The 19,794-nt window shown below is 49.7% G+C and carries 25 protein-coding genes; 10 read left to right on the top strand and 15 right to left on the bottom strand.

Going from position 1 to position 19,794, the window contains the following annotated elements:
• Window positions 1-4: 4 nt before the first annotated feature.
• Window positions 5-775 carry a hypothetical protein gene (locus tag Q8P05_05055; protein ID MDP2666836.1) on the bottom strand — a complete coding sequence of 257 codons (771 nt, stop codon included), beginning with the start codon at window positions 773-775 and terminating at the stop codon, window positions 5-7.
• Window positions 776-878: 103 nt separating this feature from the next.
• A complete protein-coding gene (gene sepF, locus Q8P05_05050) occupies window positions 879-1,247 on the bottom strand; it encodes a cell division protein SepF (protein ID MDP2666835.1) in 369 nt (122 codons plus the stop codon).
• Window positions 1,248-1,383: 136 nt separating this feature from the next.
• On the opposite strand from sepF, the gene Q8P05_05045 reads away from it, so the two are divergent.
• Window positions 1,384-2,604 (top strand): AAA family ATPase, encoded by a 1,221-nt coding sequence (locus Q8P05_05045; protein ID MDP2666834.1) that lies wholly within the window; start codon window positions 1,384-1,386, stop codon window positions 2,602-2,604.
• A gap of 343 nt (window positions 2,605-2,947) precedes the next feature.
• Window positions 2,948-3,313 carry an NUDIX domain-containing protein gene (locus Q8P05_05040; protein MDP2666833.1) on the top strand — a complete coding sequence of 122 codons (366 nt, stop codon included), beginning with the start codon at window positions 2,948-2,950 and terminating at the stop codon, window positions 3,311-3,313.
• Here the strand turns inward: Q8P05_05040 and Q8P05_05035 are convergent.
• The 4 genes from Q8P05_05035 to Q8P05_05020 are packed head-to-tail and all read right to left on the bottom strand — an operon-like array spanning window position 3,306 to window position 7,671.
• Window positions 3,306-3,737, bottom strand: coding sequence for a PIN domain-containing protein (locus Q8P05_05035; protein MDP2666832.1), 432 nt, complete (start codon window positions 3,735-3,737; stop codon window positions 3,306-3,308). The two genes, Q8P05_05040 and Q8P05_05035, sit on opposite strands and share 8 nt — an antisense overlap.
• Window positions 3,700-3,972, bottom strand: coding sequence for a ribbon-helix-helix domain-containing protein (locus tag Q8P05_05030; protein MDP2666831.1), 273 nt, complete (start codon window positions 3,970-3,972; stop codon window positions 3,700-3,702). The genes Q8P05_05035 and Q8P05_05030 overlap by 38 nt, the downstream gene beginning before the upstream one ends.
• A 43-nt stretch (window positions 3,973-4,015) precedes the next feature.
• Complete coding sequence (locus Q8P05_05025; GenBank protein ID MDP2666830.1) at window positions 4,016-6,181, bottom strand: DEAD/DEAH box helicase; 2,166 nt, start codon at window positions 6,179-6,181, stop codon at window positions 4,016-4,018.
• A gap of 59 nt (window positions 6,182-6,240) precedes the next feature.
• Complete coding sequence (locus Q8P05_05020; protein MDP2666829.1) at window positions 6,241-7,671, bottom strand: thymidylate synthase; 1,431 nt, start codon at window positions 7,669-7,671, stop codon at window positions 6,241-6,243.
• A gap of 85 nt (window positions 7,672-7,756) precedes the next feature.
• On the opposite strand from Q8P05_05020, the gene Q8P05_05015 reads away from it, so the two are divergent.
• On the top strand, window positions 7,757-8,119 hold the full coding sequence (locus tag Q8P05_05015; GenBank protein MDP2666828.1) for a hypothetical protein: 363 nt from the start codon (window positions 7,757-7,759) through the stop codon (window positions 8,117-8,119).
• Window positions 8,120-8,169: 50 nt separating this feature from the next.
• Here the strand turns inward: Q8P05_05015 and Q8P05_05010 are convergent, their stop codons facing one another.
• From Q8P05_05010 to Q8P05_05000, 3 genes are read right to left on the bottom strand one after another with little or no spacing between them, the layout of a single operon-like run.
• Window positions 8,170-8,484 (bottom strand): hypothetical protein, encoded by a 315-nt coding sequence (locus Q8P05_05010; GenBank protein ID MDP2666827.1) that lies wholly within the window; start codon window positions 8,482-8,484, stop codon window positions 8,170-8,172.
• An 8-nt stretch (window positions 8,485-8,492) separates the two neighbouring features.
• Window positions 8,493-8,804 carry a hypothetical protein gene (locus Q8P05_05005; protein MDP2666826.1) on the bottom strand — a complete coding sequence of 104 codons (312 nt, stop codon included), beginning with the start codon at window positions 8,802-8,804 and terminating at the stop codon, window positions 8,493-8,495.
• A gap of 24 nt (window positions 8,805-8,828) precedes the next feature.
• Window positions 8,829-9,494, bottom strand: a complete 666-nt coding sequence (locus Q8P05_05000; GenBank protein ID MDP2666825.1) for a hypothetical protein — start codon at window positions 9,492-9,494, stop codon at window positions 8,829-8,831.
• Window positions 9,495-9,574: 80 nt separating this feature from the next.
• Between Q8P05_05000 and Q8P05_04995 the strand changes: the two genes are divergently transcribed.
• A complete protein-coding gene (locus Q8P05_04995; protein ID MDP2666824.1) occupies window positions 9,575-9,937 on the top strand; it encodes a nascent polypeptide-associated complex protein in 363 nt (120 codons plus the stop codon).
• Window positions 9,938-10,062: 125 nt separating this feature from the next.
• Here the strand turns inward: Q8P05_04995 and Q8P05_04990 are convergent, their stop codons facing one another.
• Window positions 10,063-10,251, bottom strand: a complete 189-nt coding sequence (locus Q8P05_04990; protein MDP2666823.1) for a hypothetical protein — start codon at window positions 10,249-10,251, stop codon at window positions 10,063-10,065.
• A 148-nt stretch (window positions 10,252-10,399) separates the two neighbouring features.
• Entirely contained in the window at window positions 10,400-11,980 is a 1,581-nt protein-coding gene (locus Q8P05_04985; GenBank protein ID MDP2666822.1) for a hypothetical protein, read from the bottom strand.
• A gap of 125 nt (window positions 11,981-12,105) precedes the next feature.
• Here Q8P05_04985 and Q8P05_04980 point away from each other — a divergent pair, with 125 nt between their 5' ends.
• A complete protein-coding gene (locus tag Q8P05_04980) occupies window positions 12,106-12,828 on the top strand; it encodes a peptidylprolyl isomerase (GenBank protein ID MDP2666821.1) in 723 nt (240 codons plus the stop codon).
• Between the two features lie 6 nt (window positions 12,829-12,834).
• Here Q8P05_04980 and Q8P05_04975 read toward each other — a convergent pair whose 3' ends face one another.
• The 4 genes from Q8P05_04975 to Q8P05_04960 all read right to left on the bottom strand — a co-directional run bounded on the left by Q8P05_04975 (window position 12,835) and on the right by Q8P05_04960 (window position 14,142).
• Window positions 12,835-13,017 (bottom strand): hypothetical protein, encoded by a 183-nt coding sequence (locus Q8P05_04975; GenBank protein MDP2666820.1) that lies wholly within the window; start codon window positions 13,015-13,017, stop codon window positions 12,835-12,837.
• A 95-nt stretch (window positions 13,018-13,112) separates the two neighbouring features.
• A complete protein-coding gene (locus Q8P05_04970; protein ID MDP2666819.1) occupies window positions 13,113-13,454 on the bottom strand; it encodes a YgiT-type zinc finger protein in 342 nt (113 codons plus the stop codon).
• Entirely contained in the window at window positions 13,433-13,705 is a 273-nt protein-coding gene (locus Q8P05_04965; GenBank protein MDP2666818.1) for a hypothetical protein, read from the bottom strand. Before Q8P05_04965 ends, Q8P05_04970 begins: the two co-directional genes overlap by 22 nt.
• 59 nt (window positions 13,706-13,764) lie before the next feature.
• The gene (locus tag Q8P05_04960; GenBank protein MDP2666817.1) at window positions 13,765-14,142 is read right to left on the bottom strand and encodes a hypothetical protein; all 378 of its coding nucleotides are present in this window, start codon (window positions 14,140-14,142) and stop codon (window positions 13,765-13,767) included.
• 434 nt (window positions 14,143-14,576) lie between these two features.
• On the opposite strand from Q8P05_04960, the gene Q8P05_04955 reads away from it, so the two are divergent.
• The 5 genes from Q8P05_04955 (at window position 14,577) to Q8P05_04935 (ending at window position 19,754) form a co-directional block, all read left to right on the top strand.
• Entirely contained in the window at window positions 14,577-15,221 is a 645-nt protein-coding gene (locus Q8P05_04955) for a proteasome subunit beta (protein MDP2666816.1), read from the top strand.
• Between the two features lie 146 nt (window positions 15,222-15,367).
• Window positions 15,368-17,260: a beta-CASP ribonuclease aCPSF1 gene (locus Q8P05_04950; protein ID MDP2666815.1), complete on the top strand. Its 1,893-nt coding sequence runs from the start codon at window positions 15,368-15,370 to the stop codon at window positions 17,258-17,260.
• A 324-nt stretch (window positions 17,261-17,584) separates the two neighbouring features.
• On the top strand, window positions 17,585-17,815 hold the full coding sequence (locus tag Q8P05_04945; GenBank protein MDP2666814.1) for a hypothetical protein: 231 nt from the start codon (window positions 17,585-17,587) through the stop codon (window positions 17,813-17,815).
• Window positions 17,816-17,974: 159 nt separating this feature from the next.
• A complete protein-coding gene (locus Q8P05_04940; GenBank protein MDP2666813.1) occupies window positions 17,975-18,520 on the top strand; it encodes an AAA family ATPase in 546 nt (181 codons plus the stop codon).
• Window positions 18,513-19,754, top strand: coding sequence for a hypothetical protein (locus Q8P05_04935; GenBank protein ID MDP2666812.1), 1,242 nt, complete (start codon window positions 18,513-18,515; stop codon window positions 19,752-19,754). Before Q8P05_04940 ends, Q8P05_04935 begins: the two co-directional genes overlap by 8 nt.
• The last annotated feature ends 40 nt before the right edge of the window (window positions 19,755-19,794 follow it).

The raw sequence follows: 19,794 nt of genomic DNA, 5'->3' as shown, positions 1-19,794 counted from the left end.
TTTATTATGAAGTGGGAATCAGGCCGATGGCTAATAGGATGAGGATGATGGCTACAAGGAAGTAGATGATCAACCAATAGTTAGCCGGGTTGGGAGCATTCGGGTTGAGGGTGGCCCATACATCATGAAAAAGTTCGCGAGTATACTGCACCCAATTCCAGGCCGAGCGCAGATCCGAAAGGGTTTCCTTGAACACCTCGCCCCGCGTCTTCCCCCGGAAAGGGATGATTTCTCCCGCTCCTTCCAGTTCCCCCGCGACCGCATCCATGCGCAAAGAGGTTGTTTCCCCGTCTAGGTCCACAGTGAGCCTCCAGAAAGGAAAATACACTAACATTAATCCAGAGATATGAACATGGCCCCGGGGTACTTGTTCCTGGGCCGCGATCTTGATCTGCACGGAGGGTTTGACCTCCTCCTTCTCGAAGCGGGGCTGTTTGATGGTCACGTGAACATTCTTAGGATGGGTGTATTCCTCGGCCACCTGTTCGAGCTCCAAACGATCCGCGACCTCCCCCTCCAATTTATTGGTCACCGCATTCAGCGCTGACACCCCCTCCACGCTTTCTTCCACGTGCCGGGCGCCCTTCCTCCCTTCTTCACTATCTTGGGATTCCACGAAAAAATCAAAATGGAAAATGAAATAGGGGACAAACTCCAACGTGGGTTTGGGCACCTCCACGTCATGCCATTCATTGGCCGCGAGCTCATCCTCCACAAGGGATATGGCCTCTTCTAGAGAAAGGACCGGAGGCAAGTGGGGCATTTTATCTTTCATTATACGGGAAGGAAATCAAATCAGGGTAGAAAAAGGAGATGGTGAAAAAGAAAGGTGGGGCGCCATTCCTGGAATGGGGCCCTCCCTCAAAACAATGAGGCTATTATTGAAAACCGGTGCTCTTGCGCTTCATGATCTTGACGCGGGCCGGGGTGGCTAAAAGCCTTCCCTGGGCGATCCCCGCGATATCCCCATCTATCTGGGAAACCACGTCTTTCACCGAAACCACCAAATCTCGCAATCCCTTGGGGTTGCGTTTCTGGGCGTCCTCGATGTTCATCAAGACCAAATTTCCTTCCTTGAGTTCATGCTCGATGGCGCGAACGTCCTCAACCCCCCTTAGGGTGACGGATTTAACATAGGCGTCCGCATCCTCCACGATCGCCTCTTCCTCCACATCCATGTTGTTGAGGAATTCCTCCACATCGACCTGTTCGGTCTGGCTGGTGAATACTTTGTCTAAAAAGCCCATTATGGATACCCCCTCTCCTAATCAAAAGGACTGTTGTTTCCTATTACGCTTTACGCATTATTAAACCTGTCTTTCGAAAGGCGAACCCTTGAGCGTTAAATAGGTTGTGGCTCCTTCTACCTGGGAGGTTGGTCCCATGGGTTTGCAGAACATGTTCGAAGCTGAGTTCTCTAAACCCACGGTTTTTCTAGATAGAAATAAGATCATGCCCCATTACACCCCCCAAAATCTTCCTTTCCGGGAGGACCAGCAGACGAGCATCAGCCGGATTGTGGCGGTGACCTTGCGGGGCCAGAGACCAGACAACCTATTCATCTATGGCAAACCCGGCACGGGTAAGACATCGACCACAAAGCATGTGATGGACGAGCTCCTCCTATTCGCCCAGCAGAAACAGCTCAAAATCCGCCACGTCTACATCAACTGTCGGACCCACAACAAGAAATACAAAGTATTGCTCAAATCCCTTCGGGAACTCTTTCCTGATCAGCCCGATAGGGCCTTTCAAGGATATTCCGCCGCCTACCTCTACGAGAAGCTCATATCATTCGTCCGGGAAACATCCACCCATTTTATTCTCGTCTTGGATGAATTGGACAAAGTCCGCGACTTGGACGAACTCATTTATGCCCTCACCCGGAGCAATGACGAATTGCAGGTGGGGGGAATCAGCATCATTGGGATATCCAACAATTTGCTCTTCAAGGACGCCTTGGATCCCCGCACCAAATCCTCATTGTGCCAGCAGGAGATGATATTTCCTCCCTACAACGCGGAGCAGTTGCGCACCATCCTCGAACAGCGCGTGCAAGAGGCATTTCAGAAGGACGCGGTGGAAAATGGGGCCATTTCATTGGCCGCCGCCCTCGCGGCTCAAGAGAGCGGGGATGCGCGCACCGCCATCAAACTACTCCTGCGCGCCGGAGAACTCGCGGACGATCAACACCTAACTAAAGTGATGGACCAGCACGTGAAATCGGCGCGGGCCTCGGTGGAGCAGGAAATCATATTGGAACACGTTACTGTGCTCCCTGATCACGAGAAACTGGTACTATACACCATCGCCGCCCTTACCCAGCACAAGAAACCCGTGCAGACCCTCTCCGGGGAACGCATGGAGGGGGTTTTGTATTCGGGAGAGGTATATGAGGAATACGAGCGCACCGCCAAAAAATTCAATTTCGACGACACGGTGAGCGCCCGGTGGTACCGGGAATACATCAACCAGCTGGAGATGTACGGGCTGATCGTCACTACGGCCTCCGGCCCCGGGGTCAAAGGACAAACCCGCTTCATCAAACTCAAAGTGGATGCGCAGAAGATCAAGGAAGTGCTGGAAAAGGAATTTGCGGGGTAGATTTGGCTATTTTTCTCATTACAAGATAAGTTTTTTATTGTGTTGATAGATTTATGGCATATGCCTAATGGCGGACACCCACCTAAACATTTTAACGACCATACGCGTCATCGGCTTTTCCATATTCGTAGAATTCCTAAATTTATTCAGGTTTTCCTGTTTTTCTGGGTTCTTTACAATTACTTCGTTAATGCCGAAACATTTTCAACGACAAATTTTTCTTTAATAATTGGTATACTCGGAGTTCAGATATGGCTGAACATCAAACAATGGTTTAGGTAAATTGGCTTAATATCAAACTGTGAGACTTAGTAAACTTAAAAATAAATTTCCGGAATGAAATATGACTCGAAGACGGGGCACTGCTATTGTGGATATTCCTGGAAAAGGAATATTACTCGCTTCCGATAAACATCGGACTTTTATGCTTCCTGGTGGCGGGGCTGGAAAAGGCGAGAGTAGGAGGAGGGCCGCGATAAGAGAATTAGAAGAAGAGACTGATTTAGAAACTGTTTCTTGTGAATTTTTGTTTGAAGTAAATACTAGTGTGAATCATAAGGTTTTTTTGATTAAGCCTAAAGGGTATGAAAGACCAAAAAACGAAATCAAATATTTGGTCTGGTGGAATCAAGGGGATAAAATAAAAATGAGCAATGGAACTAAGAAGATATTGAATTTTTATCTTTTAAATAAAAATAAAATCACCTGAACGGATTCACCGCTTTAATCCCCTTTATTTTTGAAAAATCCTTCGTGTTTTCCGTGTAGATTTTGGTGATGCCGTTTTCAAGCATGGTTTGGGCGATTAAGTTATCCCAAAAGTCTTTTTGTTTCTCAATACTTTGAAGGGTTGTTTCAATTGTTTTTGATGTGTAGTGTACTATTTGCCATGTCGGAATATGCTGAATAGATTCAACAAATTGTCGGACCTGCTCTTTATGTTCCATTGTTTTTCCCAATAATACGGATGACATTTCAGCTAAAATTTGATTACTGATACAAGCGGTTGTCTCTCCTTTGGTTATTTGTTCAACTATTCGCTTAGCTACTGTATGTTTTTCTGATACGGTGGGATCAAAAGCATAAACAATGATATTAGTGTCGAGGAAGTTGTTTTTTGAGTCGGGATTCATAGAGTTCACTCCTACTTTTGTATCCTTTGAACCCAATGTTAATCCCTTTTTCAAGCCTTTCGATGGCGCGTCGCCGATGAAACTCTACTAAGTCTTCTTCCATGAGCTTTTTGTAGGCATCCTCGGTCGCCTTGCTTAATACTCCCTTTTCGGTACCGTACTTCCGCGCCACAAATTGGCGGAAAGCCTTTTCCACGTCCTCATCGACCGCGCGGGTGATAATGGTAGTACTCATTTGGTATATTTATATCGAGGACTAATTTAAATATATCTGGATTTCAATCGAACAGCGTCTTCTGCTCCCGCATGGCGGATTCGATGGTTTTTTGGGTGCCTTTTTGAATGGTGTCCCCAAGCTGTTTTTTCACACCCAATGCGGGGGCGGGGCCGATAATCTTGGCCAGGTCTTCGGCCCGGGCGTTTTTGACATCGCTCACATTCGTGATGCCCGCGTTATGCAGGCGCCGCGCGCGAACCCTTCCTATCCCCCTAAGCTCGCAGAGGAGAATTAATTCCTCTTTGATCCCCGAAAGGAGACGTTTCCGCAGCTTGGAAAGCATTTTCACATGCCCCTGGGCTTTCACGAGAGGCGCCAATTCCACCATGGCATACATTACCCAATCCGCATTCCTCAGTTTAGTTCGGATGATCCCGGGCTGAAGCCTGAATTCATCCAAAATCTCCTGATCCCCCATCTCGTTAATCCATGCCTCGAAAAACTTGGTTGTCTGGAATTTCTCGAGGAGTTGCATGTCGGTGAACAAAGCCTCTTCCCCATCCAAAGGTATTTCGTCCGTGCGGGATTGGAATTGCTCCCATAATGCCGCTTCATTCTTGCGGGACACGTTTACATAAGGGCGCAATTCGGTGGTGTCGACCATCGTATACAAGGCACCGAAAATATCCAAATCCTTTCGCTGGAGCTTCTGAATAACCGCATTCGCGGAGAGGGGATCCAAATACAATTCCGCGACCCGCTTTCCCAACGGTGTGGCCCAAAACCTGTTTTCTTCCCCATCGATGAAACCCAATTCATATAATTCCTTCACCAGCCCTTGGAGCATGCGCTGCAGCATGTCCATCTGCCTGAACTGGTGTGCGTACAATGTGCGGGAAAAGAAATTATCCAGGGTGGGAGTATCCGACACGTAGCGGCTGGCAATGAGCGCTAAGAGATGCATGCGAAGCACGGGCTCTCTTCCCAAACGGGATTGTATGGGCTCCATTTCTCCCAGGATGTAACGCGTCATGACCTCCTCGGCATCCGCTTCGGATTTGCAGAGAACAATGGATTCCCCCGCCGCATCATATTTAGGCCGACCCGCGCGACCACTCATCTGGCGGTATTCACGGATGGGAATGGGATTCAGGCCATTGAAATCATACCGGTGGAGCGAGGTGATGATGACGCGGAAGGCCGGAGTGTTAACTCCCGCGGCCAACGTGGGAGTGGCGCAGATCGTCTTGATGAGCCCCCCTCGGAAATGCTCTTCTATTAATTCCCGTTGGCGCTGCACCAAACCCGCATGGTGGAAAGCGACCCCGCTTCTGACGAATGAGGCTAGTTTTTGGCACTGCGCGGTCGGGCTCTCAAGGGCATTCTCGATGCGCACCGCCACTCGATCCAAGGATTTCTTTTCGACCAGAGACAAGGACGGCGCCACCAACCCTCCCGTTTGCTTCGCCAGGCTTTCCGCGCGCGCCCGCGTGTTAGCGAACACCAGTGATTGCTTCCGTTGTGCGAGCGTATCCCCGATGATCCCCTCAAGGGGGTCTTCTTTTGAAAGGGATTTCTTTTCATCGCCCTTGAAAAAAATGGTTCCGTCATAATGCACCCCTTCCTTCAAGGGAACCGGCCGGTAATTCGATTGAACCAACTCCGCTTTCAGCCAGGCCGCGACCTCGTCCGCATTAGGGATGGTGGCGCTCAATCCTATTATCTGTAAGGATGGGTTGATCATTCGGAGCTTGGTGATGACCATTTCGAGCGTGGGACCACGGTCCGAATCCAATTCATGGATCTCGTCGATGATGAGCACCCCTAATTGCTGCAGCCAATCCGCCTGGTGCACGAGCAATGAATCCAATTTTTCATACGTGGTAAAAATGAAATCATAGTTGGAAAGATATTTGGAAGAGGAATCCATTTCCCCCGTGGAAACGGCCATCTTGATGTCTAGTTTTTGAGCGTATTTTTTCTTCAAATCCGCATGGTGCTCGCTGGCGAGCGCACGCAAGGGACAGGTATACATGGCTTTTTTCCTTTTGTTGAGAATGCTTTCCAATCCGGTGAGCTCAGCAATGATGGTTTTTCCGGAAGCGGTGGGAGAGGCCACGAGAAGGGATTGCTTCTGCCACGGCGCCGCGAGCACCGCGGATTGCATGGGATTGAATTGGTCAAACCCATTGGCTTCTTTCACGATCAGGGGGATGTCATGCATCATGGTGGCCTTTATTGAGGGGACTTCTTCCATTAAACCATTTGGAAGGTGGGCCGCCGGAGTCAGAGAAGGATTTCCTTGTCCTGGTGATACTCTTTTCCCAAGCGGATGGCTATCATCGCCTTGTGCAACTCGGCCCCCAAATAGTACGCGTGGTCCTGTCGCGAGACGAGGTTGGAATGGGCGAGCCGGGTGAACAACTCCTCCAGGGCTTGCTTTTCTGCTTTCTTGGATGGTTCGAAAACGAATTGGGTTTTTTGACCGTCGAAGGTAAAGTGCTGTACCTGGATAGCCTTTTCTCCCTCCCCCTCCACTATCTGGATGACGAAATTCCCCCTCGGATCCGCGTCGAACCGGTAGGCGGAAGGGAGATAGTATTTTTGCAGGATGCGTTTGGATTCCTCCCATTTGGTGTCATAAATGTGGGCGCTCGTGGACAGCACGATGAGCGAGCCCAAAGGAATACCCGTTTCCCGTGACACTCTTTTCTGGAGCTCGCGCCAACCGAAAAGGTTGAGCGGCCATCCCTCGAACATATCATGGGACCGAACCAAACAGGTCTGATGCAATTTTCCATGGGAAACCGACCAAATAATCTCCGTCAGGCAGGGTGGGTTCTTATCCACCATATCTATTCCCACGTGCCATGTCACGGCGACCGCTCGACGCGTATGGGGGGTTTTCTTCAAGTAATCGATCATATACTGGACTTGATCGATGGGCTGTTCTCCCGGCCACGCGTGGAGACGCGAACCATAGGTGTAGGCCACGTTTGGCGGCACCTCCGGGGTGAGCACTTTTTTGGTGTAGTCCTCGAGATCACGTGGAGTAAATGGCAGGAATTCAGGGATGTTTTCATCATCCCCCTCGATGATGCATTGGACATTAAGTAACTCCTTCATCTGGTTCCCATATTCGGTTGGTTTCTCCTCCCCAAATTTAAGGATTATATCCAACACCTGCAACCACCCATGGGAAATGGTGGGAGCGCGGATGAGGAAGCCCTGTTTTTCAGAATGGAACGTCTGGATCTCCGGGGGTTGTGGTTCGGGAAAAGTTTGTGGATCGGCGAAAGGAGGTTTGTTTTTCAGCCCGTTGACCAATTGGATCAATTCTTCAAATGATTTCCCGCGGGCATCATGCACCACCACTTCTTTCTGCAAGGTATTCAGCGCCTCGCGAGGGATCTCTTTCTGGAAAGAGAAGGTGGTTCCCGCTATTTTTCCATCTTCCTCTATTCCTTTCTCGAAAAATTGGGTGAGGATATCCCCAGTGTGCGTTAGATCCGCCCCGAATAAAATCAAATTTCGCCAATGCGGGTTTTGCAAAATGGCGCGGGCGATGGTGTTAATGCCATCCATGGAATACAGGTTGGCGCAGACTGAAAATTTATTGGTATCCAGTTTCTCCGCCACCGGCTTGGCCATGGTCCAGAACGTGCAGATGACCGTGGAAGATGACGAATTTCCAGGGATATAGGAATCGGAAGCCATACCCAAGAATCGCGTTTCATACTTTAATGTTACTGTCAGGGCTCAAAACGGGTATATAAAAACAATATCTCACTTATTAATCGAAATGAGAATATACGTGGCGCACGCGAGTGGGTTCGATTTTCGGACCGAATTGTATAATCCATTACGTAATAGTTCTCTCAATCAAATCCATGACATTATTCTGCCCCATGAAAGAGATGGGGAGCCTGCTTCCTCTCGTGATATTATCCCGACTTGCCATTATGTGTTGGCCGAAGTTTCATATCCCTCCACCGGACTTGGGATCGAACTAGGATGGGCCGACCACTCAGGTGTTCAAATCATCTGCCTTTACCGGAAAGGAAATGCAATCTCCTCTTCACTTCGGATTATATCCAATATTTTCATCGAGTACGCTGACGCCAGTGATATGATAGACAAAATAGGGAAAGCGCTTGGTGAATGATGTATGGGGGGTTAGGGAGGAGCCCCGGGAGGTAAGACCGGGGTATCCCTTCACGCTTCCACGGGGGCATCGTGTTTGAGGACGATGAACTCGTAAGCCTTGTTCATGAGTAACGCGGCCTTGGGAAGATCCGCGGGTTTGAAGGAGGAAGAGGATTTCCAATCTCCCTGCGCATCCTTATAGCGCTTGTCCAGGGACACTGAAAAGTATTCCGCCCCTTCTTTGCTCGTATTTTTCCAGACGCTCGCGATAACGGCGCCGGCTTGGAATTTTTGTATGGGCTGCATGACGACTACCTCCTGCTTGGAGTCATTCGACTTGGGTCGGGTCAAGAATATGACCATTTGGAAAGGGTAAACCGCCATAGGTTCCGCTATCGAATGCGCCGCCGGGTGGGTTGAGGTGGCTTGGGACGGCGGCGTTCATGGAAAATGGTTGCAGGCGCTCCTGGGCCGCGAATATGGAAGGGTTCTCCGGGCCTTGGATCCTTGAGTTTTTCCACCACTTCCCTGGGCAATCGAATCACGGGTCCTTCGACATTCAGGTTTAACTCTATCAGGCGGCGTTCTTCGATTATGACATACAGGTGTCCATCTATCCCCCTATGTTTCCCTATTATCGGGGGTTTAGGGGTCATGCGATCGAATGCCTTTTCATCGATCAAGACGCAACGGGGAATATTCATATTTGTCAAAAAGCAACCCCTAATTTATTCCTTCCCCTCCCGGCTCCATGACAACAGCTGGCGGTAAACGAACACCTGGTCCCGGAGCTCACGCAAATGAACTTCTGTCTTTTTCAAAAGGGATTCGGAGACCTGCAACTGTAACGCCCGTTTGTCCTTGGAATGTTTCCCCAACCCTTTATGATCGCGGTATACGATGCTCGTTTTCACGGTTTCGGATAATTGTTTGCGGTAATCCTCGTTGTGTACGAATGCGCGGATCATGGGCCGGTAGTTCACATCCGCCACTAAATGGGAATGCAAATCAATGAGCTTGGCGTCCTCCCGATATGACTTATCGGTCACTGTTTTGGTGACATGCTGCCAATACAAGGGATCCATTACTTTCTTCACATGAGACACCACCCCATGCGAGCGGGTGCGGAAACGCGTCCATTCCCATTCCCCTTTGATCCGCCGCTGTTTGGCATATTCCCCTTCCAACTCGCGCAGGCGGGCGGCGATCTTCTCCTCGGAAGGGTAGATGAGTTTGGGCCACGATCCAGGGGCCATTGTTTCCACCTGCAACACCCCTTTCCGCTCAAAATACTCCCGGATGGCCCTTCCCTTGGGGGAATCCGCGACAAAAAAGGGATCCATACCGAAACGCGACTCGAACTTGGCATAGCTCTCTATCACGTCCACGGGCATACTCCATTTCCTGGGCCAACCCCTATAAATCCTGGGGAAAAAGGGCCCCTTTTTTTATGCCCTTTGGTTCCAACTCCTGCATGTTCCCCGGATTGGGTGGGGTGAACCCCTCCCAGATGAAAGCCATGATGCGGCAGATGGGCATCACCAGCGAAGATCTCTCCGCGGCCCGCGTGACTATTGAATTGGATAATGGAACCAAACTAGTTTTCGACCAACCGAGCGTGAACTGCATGGAGATGAAAGGGCAAAAAACGTATACTATTTCGGGGGACGCGCACACGGAAGAAGGGGGTTCCACATCCGCTCCACCCATTCCTGAAGACGACATTGCGCTGGTCGCGCAGCAAGCCAATGTATCCCAAGAACAGGCCAAAGACGCCCTGGAAGCCCACGACGGGGACATGGCCGCGGCGATCGCATCGCTCAAGAAAGACGAATAATCATGATTCGCTAAAATACGAGAATATTTTTTGTTGAATAAATATTTTTTTTATTATTTAAATAAAATGAGGAAAATGATTTTCAAATCTCGGCTATCGGTAGAACGAACGTTACACTCTTCGCTCTATACGCGAGACTTTCTCCTGATCTTGCGCTTGGCCGATGAGTGTTTGGCTGGGCTCGCACGGGATGCCGCGCGATGGGTTGATCGCGTGTCCGTGAGTCGCGTGTATCGCACGAGGGCGGACAAGTAGAGGATAATCACCAGTACTTGCGTCACGAATACGATGAAGAGCTCGGGACTCTGAAACATGGGTTATCGCCCCTGTCGCTGGGACAACCGGTATAGTAATACGATGGCGAGGGCGATGGAAACCACCTGCCCCATGAAAATGACCAATAATCCTGTGTCCTGGAACAACATACGTTCACCTCTCCACTGGGAGACTAAATCGCCGTTTTTAAACCTGTGTCCCTTCGGGCGGGTCTTCCACTCCCGAAAGGAAAACAATCTCATTGCCAATGAGCACCCCATTCACTACGACCATCACCATATCCCCCACCCCATGTCCGGGGAGGAGCACCCCCGGGAATGTTCCCGCGGGAATAGGGAGAGTAATATTGTAATCGGGAATGAATACCTCTTGGGCCCCCAGCGTCGCGGATTGGTACACCTGTGCGTCCACATTGGCATCCCACCCCGCAAAATACATTTCTAATGCCAGAGCCGTCTGCCCGATGTTAGCTTCCGAAGATGTATTCACATCAATGAGGAAAGACGTAAGGGGGGCCTGAAACTCCATGGGAACGGTGGCGTTGGCGGCCGCGTTCACGGCCTCGCGCCACTCCTCTTTGGCTTGGGCCACGGTGACATTGCGTAGCTCCACCGTGAATCCATTAGAAAAGAATTGGGGATTCCCATACTTGAAATCATTCTCCAAAACGAACAAACGAAGGGGCCCCTCTAATGCGTTGGCGTCCTGGAATGAGACGAACAATTGGTTATCCACTTGCGGGGCCAGCAACTGTCCTACGTGAGTGACGCCCGGAACGGATCGCAACCCGCTATTCAAATAATCCTGCGTGAACAAAGGGGAGTAATCAATCGTCCCGGTAACGCTTAACGTGGGCTGGAGGGCGAGGACCTCTCCTTCTATCTCCGCCAAAAAAGGCTGGGGGGCCCGGGTAATATTCTGGGATTCCACCATCGTCGCTCCGAAGAACGATCCATCCTGGAAGAATATGATAATACCTCCCGCAATGTTATCCCCGACCTGGCTGAAAGGGGATACTAATCCTTCGATTTGGGCGGAGGGCAAGGTGAGGCTGCGGGGGTTGCCTTCCAAGTCTACCGTATCCAAGGAGGTGGGAACGCGCACGAGGGCCTGGAAATAGATTTCGGGCGTATTGAACAATCCCAAACCCTGCACCGCGGACACAATCGCTTGTTTATCCGCATCCGCCGTCAACACGATATCGGCGCGATAGGTCCATTCTCCTGTGGTGGGGTTGGATTGCGTGTATTGGGAGGTTAAACTGACGACCCCCGGAATAACCTGCAAGGGAGCATCCAATTGAGTTTTATCAGGCTCGCTGGTCTGGCCCGCGACAATCATTGATGGAAATGTCTGCAGCACCACCGCTTCCACTTCTTCCGCGATGTACACCGTGGTGCCACGCGCGATGGGATTATCATCCCCCGGAGCCACTTGCTGGCTCCCTATGAACACCGCCACCCCCGAGAGGAGCATGAGCAGGATAATCACCGCGGCCCCGATGCGCATGGGATTCCAGAAGGACTCCACGTTTTCTTTGGGTGGAGGGGAAAAGGCCGATGGTTTCTTTGAGGGAGGGGTATTGGGTGATGCACGGTTGAATGAGGAATGTGTCATTACCGGAGATGGAGATGAAACCGGCTGGGGGGAGGGAGAAGGAGCGGGTGAAGCAGTTGGTGGTTCAATGGGTGGGAGGGTTGAATGGGTACCTTTGGACGTGTCCTCAGGAAGGGTTGTTTTTTCGGTTTGGTTGGGAGAATGATCCATGTGTACTTCCTCACCACCCTGAAAAAGGTTAAAAACGGGCCGGACAACCAAGGAAAAGGCACGCGCACTCATCCATAAAAGCCTTTGGGGGCGGTTCACTATATCTGAAACGAGGGTTTAATCTCATGCAGAAAGGGGACATCATCGCCATCTCATTCACCGGTCGAGATAAAGTCACCGGCAAGGTATTCGACACCACCCACGCGGAAGTGGCGCAGAAGGAAGGGGTTTTTGCTCCCACGCGGAAGTATGCACCCATCGTGGTCATTGCGGGCTATCAAGAGGTTCTTCCCGGATTGGAGAAAGAAATTGAAAGCATGAAAGTAGGGGAAGAACGCCACGTTGAACTCGAACCCGATATGGCCTTCGGACCCCGCAACCCCGAATTGGTGAAAGTGATTCCCTTGAGTGAATTCAAGAAAAATAACGTGCCGCCCACGCCCGGAACAGTTGTAAACGCCAATGACATGGTGGGAAAGGTTCAAAGTGTCTCCGGCGGACGAGTACGGGTGGACTTCAACCCGGATTTCGCTGGGCACGCGGTGGCGTATGATATCAAGGTGGAGAAGCATTATACCGATGAAAAGGAACAACTGGATGCCCTCCGCGAGAAAGCCTTTCCCGGACAAATGGTTTCCGTCGAAAGAAAAGGGAAAGAGGTCGAATTGACATTGCCCATCCGACTGATGCAGACTGTTCAATCCCGCGTGCCGGGATTTGCCAAACTGGTATTAGACAGTGTGAATGGAGTGGAAAAAGTGATTGTGCACACCGTGTTCGAGAAGAAAGACTTCCAAGAATCCCACGTGCACGCCGATGGCACCATGCACGATGGCGCGCAGCATTGATGATGTTCACGTGAGTTGCTTTACTAAGTAGGCGTTACCCTTTTTCAGATATCCTTCCTTTCGGGCGACAGTATAGTATAATCTGCGCATGGATTGGCGGACTTCTTCCCTGGCTTTTTCGGGATCAACAACAAATGCATTGATTACTGGTTGTTGATAAAAATAAAGCGTTTCAGGCCGTCGGATCATGATTCGTTTATATCCCCTGGTTTAGCTGTATTTCTGTTTCATTCTCTTAAAAAGTAAATATTCGTATAGGAATGAAATGTTTACCCTCAAAAAGGTTAATGGGTTATTTGGACACGCCATTCCCGTTTTCCTTCAGGGATAATACAGATTTTTTCTCCCTTTTTTAGGTTTGAAAATTGCACCAAATCCGCAGGGAAAGTGACGGCCAAACTTCTTCCTGCATGAATAATAGGTCGGACAAAGAAAAATGCTTGATTAATCGACTGACTCAGTTCATGCATCTGCTCGCTTGTGGAAAATTCTTCCTTGCATTTTTGGCAGGAATAGTAGGGTGATTCTCGAATAACCACTTTTCCTCCACCTAACTCTAATTCTTCAAATCGCAGTAAGGCTTTTCCCCCACATAAATGACATGCTATTTCTTTTTTTGTTTCCATAACTTTACCTCGTGCTCGCTCGCTTCCCAAAGGGTCAGTATATGAATATATTCATTAGTCTCTATCTTGGCAGCTGTTAATAAAATTTTTCCATCCAATACTGGAAATATTGTTTTGAACTTATTTTTACCTTCCGCAATTTTTACTATTTGACGCTTGATTTCCAATTCAATATCTCCATAGTTGACTCCATACAGGAGTGCCCGTTCTGCAAAGCGTAACTTTGCGTGGCGGCTCCATGAAACCAGCATACTAATCCACCCCCTTCAAAGTATATAAAGCAATACCAAATAGTGCATTGGTCATACCATCACTGTTTGCCTTTGTCTTGTTCTTTTCGATATTGTTCAATTCGTTCATATCCACTTTCAATAAAGCCTTCCGGATAAATGTAAACAGTTTTGGTTTTTTTCTTACTCCAATGTTCCCCGATAAAGTTAGTAATTGCTTCATCTAAGGAAGCATATCCATTCCTCCGCCGGTATTCTTGTAAAATCTCCAGCGTCTTTGTTTTCAAGTTGACTTTCAAGTCAACCAATTTTTCAAATGAAGACAAAATAATCCTTTTATCCTTCAAACTCATTTCCGCACACATGAATGGTTTGATGTTGCAGCTTTTCATGACTTGTGAAGGAAGTGTAAAAAATGTCTTTTCATTTTGTTCTTTCACCGTTGAAGTGGATTCCATTTTATCACCTTCAATCCACACGCGATCAAAAACTATAACCCTGACTTTAGAGAGGCCCCTCACCGCCAAGAACCGCCGAGAAAAATGGGATTATTTGGTCAGATGTTTTCCTATTTATTTCCATTCGAACTTTTTCCTAAAAAGTTCGATCAAAAGAAACTTTTTAAGAAACCAAGCAAAACGGTGTTTTGCGGGCATCGTAACAACCCTTTTTCCGTTGGAAAAAGCGTTGACGGAAAAATGGTGTTTACGATGAAGTTTCATCAAAAAACGACCTCTTTTTAGAAAAGGATTTTGCTCAAAGGGGGGGTGGATGTTTGACCATAGAAAGGGGAGAAGTCATTTCAGCCCACCAAGCGTGCCATTTTTAAACAAAGTGCCTCTTTAATGAGTGTATTCCTCATTTTTCTGGGATGGTTTTCGTGAACGCGATGATGGAAAAGACCCAGGCGCCCATTAAACACACGGGCACGACCACGGTGGGTGTTAAAGTAAAAGATGCCGTTGTTCTGGCCGCGGACATGAAAGCCACAATGGGTTTCTTCGCGGGGGAATTGGAAGCCAAAAAAGTATTCAAGCTCACCGACCAAATAGGGGTTACCATTGCGGGGGGCATGGGAGACGCCCAAACACTCGTAAGGTATTTGCGATCGCAGGCCAAGCTGTTTGAAATAGAAAGGGAAAATCCCATTACCACGAAGGCCATGGCCACGTTCGTGGCGAATATATTAAACGGAAACCGATATTATCCATTCATGGTTCAGTTCATCATGGGCGGGTTTACCAGCCAATCCCCCCGACTCTATTCCATGGATGCGGTGGGGGCTGTGGCCGAATATGACGATTTCACCGTCACCGGATCGGGAAGCGAATTCGCCATAGGCGTTTTTGACACGCAGTACAAGAGTACCCTCAAGAAAGAGGATGCCATCAAATTGGCCGTTCAGGCGGTTATGGCGAGCAAGAAACGCGATGTCATGTCCGGGGGGAATAGTATCTCCGTCATGGTCATTGACACCAAAGGAATTCAGGAACTGGACCGAAAGGATGTGGACAAGATCATCGCCTCTTACCAATAAACAACACTTCTACCCTTGATTCAACCCAAAACCCATTCTCACGCTTATCCCATACCTCCTATTCCCCCTCCACCGGAAATACGGGAAAATAAAAAATAGCCACATAAAATAGCCGCAAAAAATAGCCGCAACTAGGACGATTAAACATGGACATGAAAACCATCGAGAAGCACATCAAGGATGCCCTGCCCAAGACCTGCCAGGTTACCTCTATTGATTTTGAAGGGCCAGAAATCATTCTCTACACCAAAAAACCGGAAGCCTTCTTCGGGGGCACCACCAATTTCGTGGCCAAGATCGCTTTCGAGCTGAAGAAGAAAATTACCATTCGCTCTGACAAAAGCCTCTTGCAGGATCCTACTGACGCTAAACGCGCCATCCAGGGGTTAGTACCTGTCGAAGCCGGAGTCAAAAACATCACCTTCGTGGATCCTTTTCATCAAGTGGTCATCGAAGCCGACAAACCGGGGCTTGTGATTGGAAAAGGGGGGGAAACCAGCAAGCGCATCATCCTCCAGACGGGGTGGACCCCCAAAATTATCCGCGCTCCCTCCTCGGACTCCGAATTCCTCACGGGGATTCGATATCATTTACACAAGCACGCCGCCGAACGAAAGAAAATTCTCCAAGAGACGGCCAAACGCATCTACCGCGATACCTCATCCAAACATGATTGGGTCCGGCTCACCGGGTTAGGGGCATTCAGGGAAATAGGCCGGAGCTGCATGCTCGTGGACACTCCCATCACTAAAGTGCTCATCGACTGCGGCATCAACCCTTCCCAGGGGGGCGATCCTTATCCCTACCTGGACGCCCTTTATTTCCCTCTCACTGAATTGGATGCGGTCATTATTTCCCATGCGCACATGGACCATCAGGGGTTTTTGCCTTATCTGTTCCGCATGGGGTACCGGGGACCGGTGTACTGCACCGAGCCCACGCGGGATATCATGGGGTTGCTCCAATTTGACTATATTGACCTGGTAGCCAGGGAGGGAAAAGACCCCCCCTACACGGAAAAGGATGTGAAGGAGGAATTGAAGCATGTCATCACCCGGGACTACCGGGAAGTCACTGACATTTCCCCTGATATGCGGATGACCTTCCATAACGCCGCCCACATCTTGGGATCGGCCTCCGTGCACCTGCATGTGGGGGATGGGCTCCATAACCTCGTGTACAGCGCGGACATGAAATATGGGTATACGCGTCTCTTCGACACCCTTGATTTACACTATCCGCGCGTGGAAACACTCATTCTCGAATCCACCTATGGAGGGGAAAATGACGTCCAACCCTCCCGGGAGGACGAGGATAAGAAGCTGTTACGCCTCATCCAGGAAACATTAGGGAAAGGAGGCAACATGCTCATCCCGGTATTTGCCGTGGGGCGGGGACAGGAGGTCATGCTGGTCATCGAAGACTTTTATCGAAAAGGGTTACTTCCGGAGGCCAAGGTGTACGTGGATGGACTCACTAAAGAAGCCAGTGCCATCCACACCGCGTACCCGGAATACCTTCGCCAGAACATCCAGCGCCGAATATTAACGAATGATTCGCCCTTCACCAGTCCCTTATTCGCCAACGCCACCTTCAAGGAGCGGGATGAGATATTGGCGAAAGGAAACGCCATCATCCTGGCCTCCTCGGGGATGCTCAATGGGGGGGCGAGTTTGGACTATTTCCATCGTATGGCTGAGGATGAAAAAAACGCCCTCACCTTCACTGGGTATCAAGGGATGGGGAGTTTAGGAAGCAAGATCCAGCAGGGCATCCGCACCATTCCCATTACGGATGAGAAAGGGAAGACTAAGGAGCTCCAAATCAGGATGCGCGTGGAGAGCCTTGATGGATATTCAGGGCACAGCGATCGAAGACAACTGGAAAACTACATCCGGAATCTCAATCCCAAACCCAAGCGTATCATCGTTGACCATGGAAACAAGATCAAAACAGTCGCTTTCGCCAAATTCATCTCCCAGAAATATGGGATTTCCTCCACGGCCATTCGTAATTTGGACACTATCCGCCTGCGCTAATTAACGATTACTTTTTCTGTTATTACGGGGTATTCTTGGGCCAAAAAGACTTATTTACATAACCTATTTCAAATAAAACCAAACTCTTTTTGTATTTAGGTCAATTCTACATAGTGACTATTTTAGCCTTTCACTATCCAAAAGGAGATTCCAAAACTTTTTTTCCCCATTTTTTGATTATACACAAGAATCGGGGGTCATATTACCCTCTATTTTCCTTTTTCAGTTATGATAAAACTCCAAAGTCGAAAAAAAACCCGGGTTACCCTTCTTTTTCCGATAAGTATTTATAGTCCGATGGGATATGCTGGGCGGAGTGTGAGTATGCATCCCAAACCCCCCCAAAGGAATAGAAAGGCCACGGATGACATCCACTCTACTCTCACACCGAGCGAGACCCTCCTCGAACGGCAAGGGCAATTGGTGGCAGATCATGCCATCGCATGGGCAAAACGGGTTGGGCGACATGGGCGCCCGGTAGTTCACCCCACCTATCGGCGCGCCGGCCCACCCTCTCACGCTTCCCAGTTTTTCCATACTGGAAAAATGGGATAACTTCCCTACAAGGGTGGCGGTCTCTTCCCCCTGAAGGCCGCCTCCTTCTTTTTTTATGTCGACACGAGTTCACTCCCGTGAAAAAACCTTTCTACCAAGTCCTCGCCTGCGTTAACCAACCCGCATCCTTATCAAGGATCCGCTTGAGGGGATATCATTATGGTACGAAAAATGGTCCGCCCTCCCCGGACCAGGTCTCCATTTATCCTCCTCATCACGGGCACGCCTGGCACCGGCAAAACCACGCACGCCGCTTTTCTTGGAAAAAAACTTAACGCCAAAGTCATATCAGAAAAAACGTTCACGAGACGAATGGAATTAGGGAAGATGAATGCCCTCACAAAAGAATTCGAGGTGAACCTCCAGGCGTACGCGGACGCCCTTATTCACTTGATCGGGGAAACAGAAAAAAATCTCATCATCGAAGGGCACGTGGCCTGCGAAATGAATATCCCAGTAGATTTGGTCATCGTGCTGAGGTGCGATTCAAAAGTATTGGAAAAAAGGCTGCGTTCCAGGGGCTACTCTGAAGTCAAAATATATGATAATGTCATGGCTGAGGAGAATGGTTATTGCCTCATGCGTGTGCGAAAAAACTATTCCCCCAAGAAAATTATCATTGTCCAAACCCATACCCCTAAAAAGGTCGTCCGCACTACCATATGGAATAAATTAACGCGCCGGCAGGGGGGACGTTTTGCCTAAGTGGGGATTGGGAATCATCCTGCTCATTATGAGCATTAGCGGTTCGGGCTATGCGCTCACGCTAGCCGAAGAACCATTGGCCGCGTATGGTTTCCCCGGGGTAACCACTGACGATACCTCCCAATGCGCCTCGTTCTCATTTGCTCCCTTCCCCGGATTCGGGGACGGGAACTACACCATCATCACTCTCCACCCCACATTCAACCCGGCATTCGATCCGGATGCCAACATCACCCTATTCCTGAATGAGGATTATACCCCTTTTGCCACTATTATTTCCACCGATGTAGAAGGGGGAGCGGCCCATCATGTCATTATCCCTGCCTCCGAGCAAACCAGCACTATCTCTATTCGCCTCTGCGCGAACCCTTCCGCGGTGACGCAAACCATTTTGGTTTCAGAGACCGGCACCATTGGCCGATATCAGATGCCCCGCTTCGACCAGAACGGGGACTTCGAGACCTATATTGCGGGCACCAATCCTATTTTGGGGAAAGAGATCCAGGTCAGCGTGAAGGTACACAACAGTGGCACCCTTCCCGGGGACGTGAAAGTGGATTACCGGAAATACCCCCTGGATTACATCCCTCTGGTGAAGGGGGAAACCGGGTTCACGGAAAGGATTTACCCCGGGGAGACGAAAGTAATTACTTACTCCATCAAACCCCTGCGCCCCGTCCAAATCCTTTTGCCCCCGGCCGTGCTCACTTTTACCACCATCTTCGGGGAAGAGAAGGTACTGGAATCCACCCGCGCCTATCTGGATGTGGATGCGCCCATCTTCAATGTGAAGGGCGCCTTTCTCGTCCCCCAGAATCAAATCGAGACCGGCCAGCCCATTCAATTGGAATGGATTGTTCAAAATGATGGGTTAGATCCGGTGGAGGACGTGCGGGCCATTTTTACCATTACCCCGGGAGAACGCATCGCCCCGGAAACCCTCATCATTCCCCTCCTCCACCCCGCGCGGGCGGAAACCCGGGTGTTCACCGTCACCTTCTCAGAAGCCGGCACGTATGAACTGGGATGCACGCTCACCTCCGCCTCTAACCCCACGTTATCAGCCGGGTGCCAGAGTGCCACTCTCCAAGTGGTGCACCCCAATCCCTGGGTGGGGTGGGGTATCTCATTACTCGTCCTCCTGGTGAGCATCGGGGTGTATTTGTTCATCATCTCCCCATCCAAGCCCGTGCCCGAGCCTCCCAAACCTAAGAAACGGTTCCAGCCGGCATGAGGAACGGCGCGGTTTTATAAGCCTCGGGGGGGCGTATAGG

This window comes from Candidatus Diapherotrites archaeon (assembly GCA_030688545.1).
Lineage (GTDB): Archaea > Iainarchaeota > Iainarchaeia > Iainarchaeales > VGJJ01 > VGJJ01.
Note: the sequence above shows the minus strand (reverse complement) of the source record. Positions and strands in the feature narration are given on the sequence as shown.

What these genes read in the sequence shown, in the direction of transcription:
- Q8P05_05055 (MDP2666836.1), bottom strand. Translation starts at nt 775, where the DNA reads ATGAAAGATAAAATGCCCCACTTGCCTCCGGTCCTTTCTCTAGAAGAG.
- sepF (MDP2666835.1), bottom strand. Translation starts at nt 1,247, where the DNA reads ATGGGCTTTTTAGACAAAGTATTCACCAGCCAGACCGAACAGGTCGAT.
- Q8P05_05045 (MDP2666834.1), top strand. Translation starts at nt 1,384, where the DNA reads ATGGGTTTGCAGAACATGTTCGAAGCTGAGTTCTCTAAACCCACGGTT.
- Q8P05_05040 (MDP2666833.1), top strand. Translation starts at nt 2,948, where the DNA reads ATGACTCGAAGACGGGGCACTGCTATTGTGGATATTCCTGGAAAAGGA.
- Q8P05_05035 (MDP2666832.1), bottom strand. Translation starts at nt 3,737, where the DNA reads ATGAATCCCGACTCAAAAAACAACTTCCTCGACACTAATATCATTGTT.
- Q8P05_05030 (MDP2666831.1), bottom strand. Translation starts at nt 3,972, where the DNA reads ATGAGTACTACCATTATCACCCGCGCGGTCGATGAGGACGTGGAAAAG.
- Q8P05_05025 (MDP2666830.1), bottom strand. Translation starts at nt 6,181, where the DNA reads ATGATGCATGACATCCCCCTGATCGTGAAAGAAGCCAATGGGTTTGAC.
- Q8P05_05020 (MDP2666829.1), bottom strand. Translation starts at nt 7,671, where the DNA reads ATGGCTTCCGATTCCTATATCCCTGGAAATTCGTCATCTTCCACGGTC.
- Q8P05_05015 (MDP2666828.1), top strand. Translation starts at nt 7,757, where the DNA reads ATGAGAATATACGTGGCGCACGCGAGTGGGTTCGATTTTCGGACCGAA.
- Q8P05_05010 (MDP2666827.1), bottom strand. Translation starts at nt 8,484, where the DNA reads ATGGCGGTTTACCCTTTCCAAATGGTCATATTCTTGACCCGACCCAAG.
- Q8P05_05005 (MDP2666826.1), bottom strand. Translation starts at nt 8,804, where the DNA reads ATGAATATTCCCCGTTGCGTCTTGATCGATGAAAAGGCATTCGATCGC.
- Q8P05_05000 (MDP2666825.1), bottom strand. Translation starts at nt 9,494, where the DNA reads ATGCCCGTGGACGTGATAGAGAGCTATGCCAAGTTCGAGTCGCGTTTC.
- Q8P05_04995 (MDP2666824.1), top strand. Translation starts at nt 9,575, where the DNA reads ATGTTCCCCGGATTGGGTGGGGTGAACCCCTCCCAGATGAAAGCCATG.
- Q8P05_04990 (MDP2666823.1), bottom strand. Translation starts at nt 10,251, where the DNA reads ATGTTTCAGAGTCCCGAGCTCTTCATCGTATTCGTGACGCAAGTACTG.
- Q8P05_04985 (MDP2666822.1), bottom strand. Translation starts at nt 11,980, where the DNA reads ATGGATCATTCTCCCAACCAAACCGAAAAAACAACCCTTCCTGAGGAC.
- Q8P05_04980 (MDP2666821.1), top strand. Translation starts at nt 12,106, where the DNA reads ATGCAGAAAGGGGACATCATCGCCATCTCATTCACCGGTCGAGATAAA.
- Q8P05_04975 (MDP2666820.1), bottom strand. Translation starts at nt 13,017, where the DNA reads ATGATCCGACGGCCTGAAACGCTTTATTTTTATCAACAACCAGTAATC.
- Q8P05_04970 (MDP2666819.1), bottom strand. Translation starts at nt 13,454, where the DNA reads ATGGAAACAAAAAAAGAAATAGCATGTCATTTATGTGGGGGAAAAGCC.
- Q8P05_04965 (MDP2666818.1), bottom strand. Translation starts at nt 13,705, where the DNA reads ATGCTGGTTTCATGGAGCCGCCACGCAAAGTTACGCTTTGCAGAACGG.
- Q8P05_04960 (MDP2666817.1), bottom strand. Translation starts at nt 14,142, where the DNA reads ATGGAATCCACTTCAACGGTGAAAGAACAAAATGAAAAGACATTTTTT.
- Q8P05_04955 (MDP2666816.1), top strand. Translation starts at nt 14,577, where the DNA reads ATGGAAAAGACCCAGGCGCCCATTAAACACACGGGCACGACCACGGTG.
- Q8P05_04950 (MDP2666815.1), top strand. Translation starts at nt 15,368, where the DNA reads ATGGACATGAAAACCATCGAGAAGCACATCAAGGATGCCCTGCCCAAG.
- Q8P05_04945 (MDP2666814.1), top strand. Translation starts at nt 17,585, where the DNA reads ATGCATCCCAAACCCCCCCAAAGGAATAGAAAGGCCACGGATGACATC.
- Q8P05_04940 (MDP2666813.1), top strand. Translation starts at nt 17,975, where the DNA reads ATGGTACGAAAAATGGTCCGCCCTCCCCGGACCAGGTCTCCATTTATC.